Consider the following 14,651-nt stretch of genomic DNA (forward strand, 5'->3'; position numbering starts at 1 on the left):
GTAACCGCGATTATAGGATAAAACGGCTCAGATCTTCATCTGCCACTAACGCATCCAGATGCTTACTCACATAATCTGCGTCAATGGTAATGCTTTGACCGCTCAGGTCGCTGGCATCATAAGAGATATCTTCCACCAGACGTTCCAACACGGTATGCAGACGTCGAGCACCGATGTTTTCGGTGGTTTCATTTACCTGCCATGCTGCCTGAGCGATGCGTTTAATCCCGTCTTCGGTGAACTCAATGTTCACACCTTCAGTTGCCATCAGTGCTTTGTATTGCACAGTGATGGAGGCATTCGGTTCAGTCAGAATACGTTCAAAATCTTCGGTGGTCAGCGCCTGAAGCTCGACACGAATCGGCAGACGACCCTGCAACTCTGGGATCAGGTCAGACGGGCTGGCAATCTGGAACGCGCCGGAAGCAATAAACAGAATATGGTCGGTTTTGACCATCCCGTGTTTAGTGGAGACGGTGCAGCCTTCTACCAGTGGCAGCAGGTCGCGCTGTACACCTTCACGGGAAACGTCCGGGCCGGATGCATTGCCGCGTTTACAGATTTTGTCGATTTCGTCGATAAACACGATGCCGTGTTGCTCAACCGCATCAATAGCATCTTGTTTCAGCTCTTCCGGGTTCACCAGTTTCGCTGCTTCTTCTTCAATCAGCAGCTTCATCGCGTCTTTGATTTTCAGCTTACGGGGTTTCTGCTTCTGGCCGCCCAGGTTCTGGAACATAGACTGCAGCTGGTTGGTCATCTCTTCCATACCCGGAGGCGCCATGATTTCAACGCCCATCGGTGCAGCGGCAAGGTCGATCTCAATCTCTTTATCGTCTAACTGGCCTTCGCGCAGTTTTTTGCGGAATGCCTGGCGTGCAGCAGATGGTTCCTGAGGCTGTTCGGATTGGCCCCAGTTGTTTTTAGCCGGCGGGATCAACACGTCCAGAATACGCTCTTCGGCCAGTTCTTCGGCACGATAGCGGTTTCTCTCGATAGCCTGAACACGCACCATCTTGATGGCAGAGTCGGTCAGATCACGGATGATGGAGTCAACTTCTTTCCCCACATAGCCCACTTCTGTGAACTTAGTGGCTTCGACTTTGATGAATGGCGCGTTGGCCAGCTTCGCCAGACGACGGGCAATTTCGGTTTTACCGACGCCGGTAGGGCCAATCATCAGAATGTTTTTTGGGGTCACTTCGTGACGCAGCTCTTCATCAAGCTGCATACGACGCCAGCGGTTACGCAGGGCGATCGCCACAGAACGCTTAGCGTTGTCCTGGCCGATAATGTGTTTATTCAGCTCGCTGACAATTTCGCGTGGGGTCATTTCAGACATGGGAGATCCTTACGCTTTAGAGGTCAATTCTTCGATGGTGTGGTTGTGGTTGGTATAGATGCAGATATCCCCTGCAATATCCAACGCCTTCACAGCAATATCACGCGCGTTCATGTCCGTGTTTTCCAACAGAGCGCGGGCTGCGGCCTGGGCGTACGGGCCACCAGAGCCAATAGCAATCAGGTCATTTTCTGGCTGAATGACATCACCATTACCGGTGATAATCAGCGAAGCAGTCTCATCGGCCACAGCCAGCAGTGCTTCCAGCTTGCGCAGCATGCGGTCGGTACGCCAGTCTTTCGCCAGTTCCACGGCAGCCTTTACCAGATGACCCTGATGCATTTCCAGCTTACGTTCAAACAGTTCAAACAGCGTGAAGGCGTCCGCTGTACCGCCCGCAAAACCGGCGATCACTTTGTCGTTATACAGACGACGCACTTTTTTCACGTTGCCTTTCATGACGGTATTACCCAGCGTGGCCTGGCCATCACCGGCGATTACCACCTGGCCGTTACGGCGTACACTTACTATTGTTGTCACGAGCAGACCCCCTGGTTACATATTCGGAATAAGGGCCCTGAGCCAGTGCTCAGGGCTGAATAGAATGATAGATGGGGGGGATTTTGGGGGTTTCAACCCCCAGAGGCGAGACGAATGCAGTTTGTGTGACCTGCCATCTTCAGACGGGATATTGTGCCGTCTGCATTTTCTTTGCCTTTGACCGGACCAATCACGACGCGATTCCAGCCGTTATTGGTGGTAATGCGTGAATCAAACCCTTCGAAAGCTAATTGCGCACGTACGGTCTCTGCCTGGTCAGCGCCTTTAAACGAACCACACTGTACCATCCAGCGACGTTCGTCTTTTTTCTCTGCGGTTTGTTTCGGTGCTTCTGTCTCGTGCGTAACCGGTGCGGCAGGTTGCGTTTTTGGCTGCTGCGCGGTGGTGTGTGCAGGCGTTTGCAACAGATCCTGATACGGCTGCGCCTGAGCAGTTTGTTTCTGCGGCTGTGCTTTTGGCGGCTGCGAAACAGGCTGGGTCTGCGCTGTACGAACTTGCTGCTGTTGCGGCTGCTGGTATGGCTGTTCCGTTACGCGCGGTTGCGTACGGGGTTGCTGCACCGGCTGGGTTTGCGCCCATTGCTGCTGTTGAATCTGTTGCTGAGCCTGACGACGCTGTAACGTTTGCTGGCGCTGCTCTGGCGTTTGTTCATTCCACGGAACTTCGTTCAGTTGCGTGGGTTGCTGGCGCATATCGGCCTGCATTTGTGCCAGCAACTGACGTTGCTCATCGGTCAACTGATTCGGGTTCACGACTTCACCACCGGCAGACGGTTCAGTCGGCGCGCGAACGCCAGGCTGTCGGCTTTCCAGCTCTTTAATATAACGCCAGCGCTCTTCAGGTTTTGGCGGTAAGCCATTTCCGGCCACTTTATTACCCTGAAGCGCCTCAGAATCTTCTTTTTTATGATGGGTGATAAAGTAAAGCCCACCAATAAAGGCCACCAGTACAGCCGCGGCAATAGCGACCATTGCTGGTGAGACAGCAGACAGGCTACGTTGCTTGCTCCGTGAACTACTCTTTTTGCGTCGCGAAGGTGCCGGCTGGCCGCGACGTACATAATCTCGTTGTGCCACTATCGTTTCGCTGTATTTATTCGTTCGTCAGCCCGCCATGTTACTTAAGCGGCGGGGCTTTGACCAGATAAGGGTGTCCTAAAGACATTTACTTTAAGTCAATGCCTGGGTCGAACCGCGAACGATCAATTCGCAGTCCAGCAGACGTGATCCGCTGCTAACCGTTTGACCATGCAGTTGATCCAGCAGCAAAAGCATAGCTTCACGGCCAATGTCATAGCGAGGTTGTGCGACAGTTGAGAGAGGTGGATCGCAAAATTCCGATAATGAAATATTATCAAAACCAATAATCGACAAATCTTTTGGTACGCGCAGTCCGCGACGTTTGGCATAGGACAATGCTCCTAATGCCATCACGTCACTGTGGCAGAACACGGCGGTAGGAGGTTCGGGTAATGCCAGCAATTTTTCCAGCGCCAGTCCGCCTGCTTCGAAGGTGAAATTACCGCGTGCGATATAGTGCGGATTGACGGTTGCTCCGGTGCGGCGCAACGCCTGAACATACCCCTGTAAGCGGTAATGGCATAAGGGCATCTCTTCAGGCCCGGCAATACAACCGATACGTTTGTGTCCCAGTTCCTGGAGATAGTTTACGGCGTTAAATGCAGCCGTCAGGTTATCGATATGGACGGTGGGCAGTTCCAGTTCAGGGGCAAATTCGTTGGCCATGACCATCGGCGGTAAATTGCGTTGTTCTTCAATGCTGGCATCAAAGGGCAGACGAGAGCCGAGCAACAGCATGCCGTCGATCTGTTTAGTGATAATGAGATCGATAAAGGTCTTTTCCTGCTGGTTCTGGTGAGCGCAATCACCAATCAGTACCAGATAACCTTGTTCAGCCGCCGTGACTTCGATACCACGGATAATTTCGCTGAAAAAGGGATCGCAGATGTCCGGTACAATCACCAGAATCGTTCGCGATTCATTGCGCTTCACGTTACGTCCCATAGCCTGAGGGAAATAACCGACTTCCAGCGCCGCCTGTTCCACCCGGTTACGGGTTGCCTGGGAGACTTTGTCCGGATTCATTAATGCGCGGGACACGGTTGCCGTCGAAACTTGTGCTTTCTCGGCAACGTCTTTCATGGTCGCTGTCGCAACCTCTTTCCTGGACTTCAACGTCTTCTCCTCGCCTAACCACCGAACTTCTGACGTCTTCATTTTTACAGATAGTTTATGGAAGCGGTTACAGAATTTTCATAAAAAGTGTGAGGTTCGTTAAATTTTTTCGATCCATCTCGCATCACTCATTAGCCTTCAATCGGATCGACGTCGAGAACCCACTTTACCTTGCGTGCTTCTGGCAGCGTATTGATCAATGCCAGCGTTCCGCTGACGATATGTTGCAAACGGATACGGGAAGGATGCTGGAGTAAAATTTGCCAGCGAAAACGGCCACCCCGTTTTGGCGCGAGTGCCGGTACTGGCCCCAAAACCCACAGCTGATTATCGACCAGAGGGCTGGCTTGTAGCAGATTACGCAACTGTTGCAGAAAAAGCGGCGCTTGCTGATTGTTATGATCTTCGGCGCGGATAATGACGTGGCTGGTCCAGGGGGGCAGTTGCATTGTCTGGCGTTCTGCGAGCGCCTGCTCAGCAAATTCGTCATAGCCCTTATGCAACAGGGTTTGCAGCAACGGATGTTCCGGGTGGTGCGTTTGCAGAACCACTTCGCCCTGTTTTCCTGCTCGTCCCGCACGTCCGGCGACCTGAGTATAAAGCTGTGCAAAGCGTTCTGCAGAACGGAAATCGGCTGAGAATAATGCGCCATCAACATCCAGCAGGGCCACCAAAGTAACATCCGGGAAGTGATGTCCTTTTGCCAGCATCTGCGTACCAATCAGAATGCGTGCTCCGCCGCGATGGACTTCGGCCAGCTGTTGTTCCAGTGCCCCTTTGCGGCTGGTGGTATCACGGTCGATACGCGAGATTGGCACGTCGGGGAAAAAAGGCGCCAGGGACTGTTCCAGTTGCTCAGTACCCAGTCCGACCGGAACCAGATGCGTTGATCCGCATGATGGACACTGGCGAGGAACCGGGCGCTGGCTGTCACAGTGGTGGCAGCGCAAATGGCGTTGTGCCTGATGCAACGTATAGTAATGGTCGCAACGTGGGCATTCTGCTGTCCAGCCACAGTCGTGGCACAGCAGTGCCGGTGCAAATCCGCGTCGGTTAAGGAACAAAATTACCTGGTTATTCGCCTGCAAATGCTGGCGCATTCTGGCGATCAATGCAGGGGCTAGCCCGGCTTGTACCTGCTGACCTTTCAGATCCAACACATGCTGAATGGCCGGGCGTGCATTCCCGGCGCGGCGGGTCAGGCGCAACATGTGGTATTTCCGCTGGCGCACATTGTGCAGCGTTTCCAGGGCTGGTGTGGCTGAACCGAGGATAATCGGGATTTGTTCACTGTGGGCGCGGTAAACGGCAAGATCACGTGCGTGGTAGCGCCAGCCTTCTTGTTGTTTATATGAGCTGTCGTGCTCTTCATCTATAACGATGACACCCAGATTTTTGAACGGCGTAAACAGCGACGAACGCGTGCCTATCACGATAGCCGCTTCGCCATTTTTAGCTTTGAGCCAGGCGCTGAGGCGTTCGCTGTCGTTTAAACCCGAGTGCAGTACTTCAACGGGCGCGTTAAAGCGTTCGCGAAAACGGGCGATAGTTTGCGGTGTCAGACCGATTTCCGGAACCATAACCAGAGCTTGTTTACCCTGGGCGAGCACATTTTCCAGAACGCTAAGATAGACTTCGGTTTTACCTGAACCGGTCACTCCCGCCAGAAGCCAGGCGGAAAAATGATCCGATGCGCTATGGATTGCGCCCACGGCGGTGGCCTGTTCAGTGTTAAGCCGCAGGCGTTCACCCGGCACGGCAAAGCTGTTGCGCCAGTCCTGAAGTGCCGGTGCTTCGCTTGCCAGTTCACTCAGACCTTTTTTACGCAGTGCCTGAAGTGCTGCGTCATTAAAGTCCAGAGCTTCAACCTGGTGACGCCATACGCGTCCCTGACGAAGTGCAGCCAGGGCCTGTTGCTGTTTTGGCGAACGTTTCAGGCTGTTAATGTCTACCGCTTGCCCCTGTTCGGTGGCAAACCAGTACCACATTGGTGCATGGCTGGCGTCTTTGCCCTGACGCAGTAAAATCGGAAGCGCGTGAAAGAGCACATCGCCAATTGGGTGATGGTAGTAATCTGCCGCCCACAGCAGGAGCCGCCAGACGCTCATCGAAAATACCGGTTCGTTGTCCAGTACGTCGACAACACATTTCAGTTCGTTGAGGGGCAGTTCACTTTTATCACTCACCGCCACGACGATCCCTACGCGCTGCTGTTTGCCAAAGGGCACAGTCACGCGACAGCCTGCTTTGGCATTCATGCTGTCAGGCAGCAGGTAGTCAAAGGTTCGCGGAAGCGGAACGGGCAGGGCAACGTGGGCGACGGGCATCGAATCTTCCTGACTTGAAAAGTGGCGCGTTAGTATACACATTAGTCTCTGGTGGCGTGCGGATCAGTTTGCATACGGTGGTCAAATTCTGTATGATTCGCCGCCTTTGATGCGCTTTATGCTGTGTCAAAGCCTATACTATTAACATCGCGTGGTGTCTGGCGTTAGGGCTGGAAGAGCGACGCGGCCTTAACTGAGGTTCTCCCATGAAAAAAGATATTCACCCGAAATACGAAATGATTACTGCAAACTGTTCTTGCGGTAACGCGATCCAAATCCGCTCTACTGTGGGTCACGATCTGAACCTGGACGTGTGCGGCCAGTGCCACCCGTTCTACACTGGTAAGCAGCGTGATGTTGCAACCGGTGGCCGTGTTGACCGCTTCAACAAGCGTTTCAGCATCCCGGGCGCTAAATAAGCACCCCGAAAAAAAAGCGCCGAAAGGCGCTTTTTTTGCATCTGCACATCAGTATTCCCACGTATCTGGGTCGATACCCAGTTCACGCATGATCACCTTCGCCTCTTCCGGAATTTCATCACTGCGCTCTTTGCGCAGATCTTCATCGTTAGGCAACGGTTGACCGGTAAACGCATGCAGAAACGCTTCGCACAGCAGTTCGCTGTTGGTTGCGTGGCGCAGGTTGTTCACCTGACGACGCGTACGTTCATCGGTGAGGATCTTTAACACCTTCAGAGGAATGGATACCGTAATTTTCTTTACTTGCTCACTCTTCTTACCGTGCTCAGCGTATGGGCTGATATATTCGCCGCTCCATTCAGCCATGAGATACCTTTAATCCTCTCTGTCATTAATCTAAAGGTGCAAAGCCGCGTGTACTCAGGGGTTTTGAACCGTAATCTTACGTAGTTTACCGTAGAGACGATACCGTGGCACGAATATTGCCGCTGCAGCGTGCACTAAAGCATATAATTTTAACGGCTATTTGCGCATTGCTCAATCTATACGCAAAGAAGTTTAGATGTCCAGATGTATTGACGTCCATACTTTCAATGTTTACTCTGATGGCTAACTTTTCCCCTAATTAGCCAGGAAGCCTTCACCATGACGCGTAAACAGGCCACCATCGCAGTGCGTAGCGGATTGAATGATGACGAGCAATACGGCTGTGTTGTCCCGCCGATTCATCTTTCCAGTACCTATAACTTCACCGGATTTAATGAACCCCGCGCACATGACTATTCGCGTCGTGGCAACCCTACGCGTGATGTCACCCAGCGGGCGCTGGCTGAGCTGGAAGGTGGTGCGGGTGCGGTGCTAACCAACACCGGGATGTCGGCTATTCATCTGGTGACTACGGTCTTCCTGAAACCTGGCGATTTGCTGGTTGCGCCACACGACTGTTATGGCGGCAGTTACCGTCTGTTCGATAGCCTGGCAAAACGCGGGTGTTATCGCGTGTTGTTTGTTGATCAAAACGACGAACAGGCACTGAAACAGGCATTGGCAGAGAAACCGAAGCTGGTTTTAGTGGAAAGTCCAAGCAATCCGTTGCTGCGCGTTGTCGATATTGCGAAAATTTGTCAGCTCGCAAGGGATGCGGGAGCGATAAGTGTAGTGGATAATACGTTCCTCAGTCCGGCCCTTCAGAACCCGCTGGCACTGGGTGCGGATCTGGTATTGCATTCATGCACTAAATATCTAAACGGTCACTCTGATGTGGTCGCAGGTGTGGTGATTGCGAAAGATCCGGATGTTGTCACCGAACTGGCATGGTGGGCCAATAACATTGGCGTGACCGCGAGTGCGTTCGACAGCTATCTACTGTTACGCGGAATTCGTACACTTTCGCCTCGTATGGAAGTGGCACAGCGCAATGCTCAGGCGATTGTTGATTTCCTGCAAACACAGCCGCTGGTGAAAAAGCTGTATCACCCGTCGTTGCCGGAGAATCAGGGGCACGAGATTGCCGCGCGTCAACAAAAGGGTTTTGGCGCAATGTTAAGTTTTGAACTGGATGGCGATGAGCAAACACTACGTCGTTTCCTGAGCGGGTTGTCATTGTTTACGCTGGCAGAATCGTTAGGCGGGGTCGAAAGCTTGATCTCCCACGCCGCGACCATGACACACGCAGGTATGGCACCAGAAGCACGTGCCGCCGCCGGGATTTCTGAGACGCTGCTGCGTATCTCAACCGGTATTGAAGATTCTGAAGATTTAATTGCCGATCTGGAAAATGGCTTCCAGGTCGCAGCCAAGGGGTAATCATGAGTGTGATAGCGCAGGCAGGGGCGAAGGGTCGCCAACTGCACAAGTTTGGTGGTAGTAGTCTTGCTGATGTGAAGTGTTACCTGCGTGTCGCGGGGATCATGACAGAGTATTCTCAGCCGGGGGACATGATGGTTGTCTCTGCGGCTGGCAGCACCACCAACCAGTTGATTAGCTGGCTGAAATTAAGTCAGACCGATCGCCTTTCTGCGCATCAGGTTCAACAGTCATTACGCCGTTATCAGAGTGAACTGATTGCCGGTTTGCTACCAGCCGATGTAGCTGACGGCCTGATCAGCGCTTTTATCCACGATCTTGAGCGTCTGGCAGCACTGCTGGATAGCGGGATCACCGATGCGGTCTATGCCGAAGTTGTGGGGCATGGTGAGGTCTGGTCTGCACGCCTGATGGCGGCTGTCCTGCAACAGCAAGGGCTGGAAGCTGCATGGCTGGACGCGCGTGATTTCCTGCGCGCTGAACGTGCCGCACAACCGCAGGTGGATGAAGGCTTATCTTATCCCTTGCTGCAACAACTCCTGGTTCAGCATCCGGGTAAACGCATTGTGGTCACGGGATTTATTAGCCGCAGTAACGCCGGTGAAACGGTGCTGTTGGGGCGTAACGGTTCTGACTACTCAGCAACGCAAATTGGTGCGCTGGCAGGTGTTTCACGCGTCACCATCTGGAGTGATGTGGCGGGGGTTTATAGCGCTGACCCGCGCAAGGTCAAAGATGCTTGCCTGCTGCCGTTACTGCGTCTGGACGAAGCCAGCGAACTGGCGCGCCTGGCTGCGCCGGTCCTGCACGCCCGTACGCTGCAACCTGTTTCGGGCAGTGATATCGACCTGCAATTACGCTGTAGCTACACGCCGGATCAAGGTTCCACGCGTATTGAGCGAGTGCTGGCCTCCGGTACTGGCGCACGCATTGTCACCAGCCACGATGATATCTGTCTGATTGAGTTTCACGTGCCTGCGGGCCAGGATTTCAAACTGGCGCACAAGGATGTCGACACGATCCTGAAACGTGCTCAGGTCCGTCCGCTGGCTGTCGGGGTGCACAATGACCGCCAGTTGCTGCAATTCTGCTACACCGCCGAAGTGGCTGATAGCGCCCTGAAAATCCTGGATGAAGCGGGGTTACCGGGTGAGCTTCGTCTGCGTCAGGGGTTGGCGCTGGTGGCGATGGTGGGGGCGGGTGTCACCCGTAACCCACTGCACTGTCACCGTTTCTGGCAGCAGTTGAAAGGCCAGCCGGTGGAGTTTACCTGGCAGTCGGAAGAGGGCATTAGCCTGGTGGCTGTTCTGCGTAAAGGTCCGACGGAGAGCCTGATTCAGGGTCTGCATACCACACTGTTCCGTGCTGAAAAACGTATCGGGCTGGTGCTTTTCGGTAAAGGTAACATTGGCTCTCGCTGGCTGGAGCTGTTTGCGCGTGAGCAAATTACTTTGTCGGCACGTACCGGTTTTGAATTTGTACTGGCAGGTGTTGTGGATAGTAGCCGTAGCCTGCTGAACTACGAAGGATTGGACGCCAGCCGTGCGCTTGCCTTCTTTAATGATGAAGCGGTTGAACAGGATGAAGAGTCACTGTTCCTGTGGATGCGTGCGCATCCGTACGATGATCTGGTGGTGCTTGATGTTACTGCCAGCGAACAGCTTGCCGATCAGTACCTGGACTTCGCCAGCCATGGTTTCCACGTGATTAGCGCCAATAAACTGGCTGGGGCCAGCAGTACGGACAAATATCGTCAGATCCACGACGCGTTTGAAAAAACCGGGCGTCATTGGCTCTATAACGCGACGGTCGGTGCGGGGCTGCCGGTCAACCATACCGTACGGGATTTGATTGATAGCGGTGACAGCATTCTGGCAATCAGCGGTATCTTCTCTGGTACGCTTTCCTGGCTGTTCCTGCAGTTCGACGGTACTGTGCCGTTCACCGATCTGGTGGACCAGGCATGGCAGCAAGGGCTGACTGAACCAGACCCACGCGTTGACCTTTCCGGTAAAGATGTCATGCGTAAGCTTGTGATTCTGGCACGTGAGGCGGGCTACGACATTGAACCCGGCCAGGTGCGTGTTGAATCGCTGGTTCCGGCCGGTTGCGAGGAGGGGTCGGTTGATCACTTCTTTGAAAATGGCGAAGAGCTGAACGATCAGATGGTACAACGCCTGGAAGCTGCGCGTGAAATGGGTCTGGTGCTGCGCTATGTCGCGCGTTTTGATGCCAATGGTAAGGCGCGAGTTGGTGTGGAAGCGGTCCGCCCGGAACATCCGTTAGCGGCGCTACTCCCGTGCGATAATGTTTTCGCCATCGAAAGCCGTTGGTATCGTGATAATCCGCTGGTTATCCGTGGCCCAGGGGCGGGGCGTGATGTTACTGCTGGTGCAATCCAGTCCGACATCAACCGTTTGGCTAACCTGCTGTAACCCTTTCTTTTTCCTCTCCCTTACGAAGATAGGATGGTTTTCTCCCTCTTTCTGAGGGAGAGGACTTGAGGGCGGGTGGACAGACTGCACCCACCCACCATCATGAACGTTCCTCATCTTCCCTGAGCAATCCTCACTGTTATTAGTGATTATTTCTGTTGACGCCATCCCGCTTTTCCGTCATTTTTACATCTGGACGTCTAAACGTATAGAAGTTCGAAACACAACAAACAATGACACGCGATTGATGAGGTAAGGTATGAGCTTTTTTCACGCCAACCAGCGGGAAGCCCTGAATCAGAGCCTGGCCGAAGTAAACGGCCAGATTAACGTCTCTTTTGAATTTTTCCCGCCGCGCACCAGTGAAATGGAGCAAACCCTGTGGAGCTCTATCGATCGCCTGAGCAGCCTGAAGCCTAAATTCGTCTCCGTAACCTACGGAGCCAACTCGGGTGAACGTGACCGTACGCACAGCATCATCAAAGGCATTAAAGATCGTACGGGTCTTGAAGCTGCCCCTCACCTGACCTGTATTGATGCAACCCGTGACGAGTTACGGGCAATTGCTCAGGATTACTGGGACAGCGGCATTCGCCATATTGTTGCCTTGCGCGGTGACCTGCCTCCTGGCAGCGGAAAGCCTGAGATGTACGCAACGGATTTGGTGGCGTTGCTGAAAGAAGTGGGCGATTTTGATATTTCGGTTGCTGCATATCCTGAAGTTCACCCGGAAGCAAAAAGCGCGCAGGCGGATCTGCTCAACCTGAGACGTAAAGTGGATGCGGGTGCAAACCGCGCGATCACGCAGTTCTTCTTTGATGTGGAAAGTTATCTGCGTTTTCGTGACCGCTGTGTCTCTGCCGGTATCGATGTTGAAATTATTCCAGGCATTCTGCCGGTCTCTAACTTTAAACAGGCTAAAAAATTCGCCGATATGACCAACGTGCGCATTCCTCTGTGGATGTCTAAAATGTACGAAGGGCTGGAGGATGACCCAGAAACACGCAAGCTGGTGGGGGCGAATATCGCGATGGACATGGTGAAGATTTTAAGTCGTGAAGGAGTGAAGGATTTCCACTTCTATACACTGAACCGCGCGGAGATGAGTTACGCCATTTGCCACACGCTCGGCGTTCGACCTGGCGTGTAAGAATAAAGCCCTCTTCGGAGGGTTTTTTGATTTATAAGGGTTTTATTTTCCTGCCATTTCAGCGATGCTGCCTTTGACGTACAAAAGTCACATATTTTCCATGTGAAATTAAACGGAATTAACTATCGAATCTGTGGGTTATCTCAACTATACCTTATCAATAAGGGCATATATCGTAACGGTAACACTGTAAAGGGAGCACAAGAGCATGTCAGACGATACCAACAACACGTCATCTACCGGCAAATGTCCTTTTCATCAGGGCGGCCACGATCAGAGCGCAGGAGCAGGTACAACAAGCAGCGACTGGTGGCCAAAACAACTCCGTGTAGATCTTCTTAATCAGCATTCCAGTCGTTCTAACCCATTGGGTGAAGACTTCGACTATCGCAAAGAATTCAGCAAACTCGATTACTCTGCCCTGAAGGGCGATCTCAAAGCACTCTTAACCGACTCTCAACCGTGGTGGCCTGCCGACTGGGGCAGCTATGCGGGCCTGTTTATTCGCATGGCCTGGCACGGTGCTGGTACTTATCGCTCCATTGATGGGCGCGGTGGTGCAGGACGCGGTCAACAGCGTTTTGCGCCGCTGAACTCCTGGCCGGATAACGTAAGCCTCGATAAAGCCCGCCGTCTGTTGTGGCCTATCAAGCAGAAATATGGCCAGAAAATTTCCTGGGCTGATTTGTTTATCCTGGCGGGCAACGTCGCGCTTGAAAACTCAGGCTTCCGTACGTTTGGCTTTGGCGCGGGGCGTGAAGACGTCTGGGAACCTGATCTGGACGTAAACTGGGGTGATGAAAAAGCCTGGCTGGCGCATCGTGATCCTGAAGCTCTGGCCAAACGACCATTAGCCGCAACCGAAATGGGCCTGATTTACGTCAACCCGGAAGGACCCAATGCCAGCGGTGAACCTCTGTCTGCGGCGGCGGCTATCCGTGCCACCTTTGGCAATATGGGGATGGACGATGAAGAGACGGTCGCGTTGATTGCGGGCGGTCACACACTGGGTAAAACACACGGTGCTGGCGAAGCGACTCATGTAGGCGCTGACCCGGAAGCTGCACCCATTGAGTCTCAGGGCCTGGGCTGGGCAAGCACTTACGGCAGCGGTGTCGGCGCGGATGCCATTACCTCTGGTCTGGAAGTGGTCTGGACGCAAACCCCGACCCAGTGGAGTAACTACTTCTTCGAAAACCTGTTCAAATATGAGTGGGTACAAACGCGCAGCCCGGCTGGTGCTATCCAGTTCGAAGCCATTGATGCACCAGACCTGATTCCTGACCCGTTCGATCCATCGAAAAAACGCAAGCCGACCATGCTGGTTACCGACCTGACGCTGCGTTTTGACCCTGATTTCGAGAAGATTTCCCGTCGCTTCCTGAACGATCCGCAAGCATTTAACGAGGCCTTTGCCCGTGCATGGTTCAAGCTGACGCACCGCGATATGGGACCAAAAGCACGTTACATTGGCCCGGAAGTTCCAAAAGAAGATCTGATTTGGCAGGACCCGCTGCCGCAGGCTGTGTTCAATCCTTCAAAAGAGGATATCGATAACCTGAAGGCGGAGATTGCTGCATCCGGTTTGTCAGTGAGCGAACTGGTCTCTGTGGCCTGGGCATCGGCTTCGACTTTCCGTGGCGGTGATAAACGTGGTGGCGCTAACGGCGCGCGTCTGGCCCTGGCTCCACAACGCGACTGGGATGTGAATGCGGCTGCGATTCGTGCATTACCGGCTCTGGAAGCTATTCAGCGCACCACCAATAAAGCCTCACTGGCTGATATTATTGTGCTGGCGGGTGTCGTCGGTGTTGAGCAAGCGGCAAAAGCTGCTGGTGTTTACGTCAACGTACCGTTTACGCCAGGTCGTGTGGATGCACGGCAGGATCAAACGGATATCGAGATGTTTAACCTGCTTGAACCGATTGCCGATGGTTTCCGTAACTATCGTGCGCAGGTTGATGCATCAACCACAGAATCTCTGTTGATTGATAAAGCGCAGCAACTGACCCTGACCGCGCCAGAGCTGACTGTGTTGGTCGGTGGGTTACGTGTTCTGGGCGCTAACTTTGACGGTAGCCAGAACGGTGTCTTTACCGATCGTGTGGGTGTCCTCAGCAATGATTTCTTCGTGAATCTGCTGGATATGCGCAACGAGTGGAAAGCAACGGATGAGTCCGCAGAGCTGTTCGAAGGGCGCGATCGTCTGAGCGGTGAAGTGAAACACACGGCAACGCGTGCTGACCTGGTGTTTGGTTCTAACGCTGTGCTGCGTGCTCTGGCCGAAGTTTATGCCAGCAGCGATGCCAGCGAGAAGTTTGTCAGAGACTTCGTCGCGGCATGGGTGAAAGTCATGAACCTCGACCGTTTCGATCTGCAGTAATTGATGCTCATAAAAAACCCCGCCGATGCGGGG

11 protein-coding genes are annotated in these 14,651 nt (G+C 53.4%); 5 read left to right on the forward strand and 6 right to left on the reverse strand.

All coding sequences use genetic code 11. The annotated features are described in order from the left end of the window. Window positions 1-10 precede the first annotated feature (10 nt). The 5 genes from hslU to priA all read right to left on the reverse strand — a co-directional run bounded on the left by hslU (window position 11) and on the right by priA (window position 6,425). On the reverse strand, window positions 11-1,342 hold the full coding sequence (gene hslU, locus GF617_RS10485; protein ID WP_181621478.1) for an HslU--HslV peptidase ATPase subunit: 1,332 nt from the start codon (window positions 1,340-1,342) through the stop codon (window positions 11-13). 9 nt (window positions 1,343-1,351) lie between these two features. Then, window positions 1,352-1,882, reverse strand: coding sequence for an ATP-dependent protease subunit HslV (gene hslV, locus GF617_RS10490; RefSeq protein ID WP_014072345.1), 531 nt, complete (start codon window positions 1,880-1,882; stop codon window positions 1,352-1,354). A 92-nt stretch (window positions 1,883-1,974) separates the two neighbouring features. Continuing rightward, complete coding sequence (gene ftsN, locus GF617_RS10495; protein WP_181621477.1) at window positions 1,975-2,979, reverse strand: cell division protein FtsN; 1,005 nt, start codon at window positions 2,977-2,979, stop codon at window positions 1,975-1,977. Window positions 2,980-3,072: 93 nt separating this feature from the next. Next, complete coding sequence (gene cytR, locus GF617_RS10500) at window positions 3,073-4,098, reverse strand: DNA-binding transcriptional regulator CytR (RefSeq protein ID WP_181621476.1); 1,026 nt, start codon at window positions 4,096-4,098, stop codon at window positions 3,073-3,075. A 131-nt stretch (window positions 4,099-4,229) separates the two neighbouring features. After that, window positions 4,230-6,425 carry a primosomal protein N' gene (gene priA, locus GF617_RS10505; RefSeq protein ID WP_181621475.1) on the reverse strand — a complete coding sequence of 732 codons (2,196 nt, stop codon included), beginning with the start codon at window positions 6,423-6,425 and terminating at the stop codon, window positions 4,230-4,232. Between the two features lie 206 nt (window positions 6,426-6,631). Here priA and rpmE point away from each other — a divergent pair, with 206 nt between their 5' ends. Next, window positions 6,632-6,844: a 50S ribosomal protein L31 gene (gene rpmE, locus GF617_RS10510; RefSeq protein ID WP_181621474.1), complete on the forward strand. Its 213-nt coding sequence runs from the start codon at window positions 6,632-6,634 to the stop codon at window positions 6,842-6,844. A 48-nt stretch (window positions 6,845-6,892) separates the two neighbouring features. On the opposite strand, the gene metJ is transcribed toward rpmE, so the two are convergent. Then, complete coding sequence (gene metJ / locus GF617_RS10515; protein WP_007369220.1) at window positions 6,893-7,210, reverse strand: met regulon transcriptional regulator MetJ; 318 nt, start codon at window positions 7,208-7,210, stop codon at window positions 6,893-6,895. Window positions 7,211-7,489: 279 nt separating this feature from the next. Here metJ and metB point away from each other — a divergent pair, with 279 nt between their 5' ends. The 4 genes from metB (at window position 7,490) to katG (ending at window position 14,618) form a co-directional block, all read left to right on the forward strand. Next, entirely contained in the window at window positions 7,490-8,650 is a 1,161-nt protein-coding gene (metB, locus tag GF617_RS10520; protein WP_181621473.1) for a cystathionine gamma-synthase, read from the forward strand. A 2-nt stretch (window positions 8,651-8,652) separates the two neighbouring features. After that, a complete protein-coding gene (locus GF617_RS10525) occupies window positions 8,653-11,085 on the forward strand; it encodes a bifunctional aspartate kinase/homoserine dehydrogenase II (protein WP_203451623.1) in 2,433 nt (810 codons plus the stop codon). A 259-nt stretch (window positions 11,086-11,344) separates the two neighbouring features. Further along, window positions 11,345-12,235, forward strand: a complete 891-nt coding sequence (gene metF / locus GF617_RS10530) for a methylenetetrahydrofolate reductase (RefSeq protein WP_181621470.1) — start codon at window positions 11,345-11,347, stop codon at window positions 12,233-12,235. A 208-nt stretch (window positions 12,236-12,443) separates the two neighbouring features. Beyond that, window positions 12,444-14,618, forward strand: coding sequence for a catalase/peroxidase HPI (katG, locus tag GF617_RS10535; RefSeq protein WP_203451624.1), 2,175 nt, complete (start codon window positions 12,444-12,446; stop codon window positions 14,616-14,618). The last annotated feature ends 33 nt before the right edge of the window (window positions 14,619-14,651 follow it).

The organism is Lelliottia sp. RWM.1 (assembly GCF_016859735.1).
Taxonomy (GTDB): domain Bacteria; phylum Pseudomonadota; class Gammaproteobacteria; order Enterobacterales; family Enterobacteriaceae; genus Enterobacter.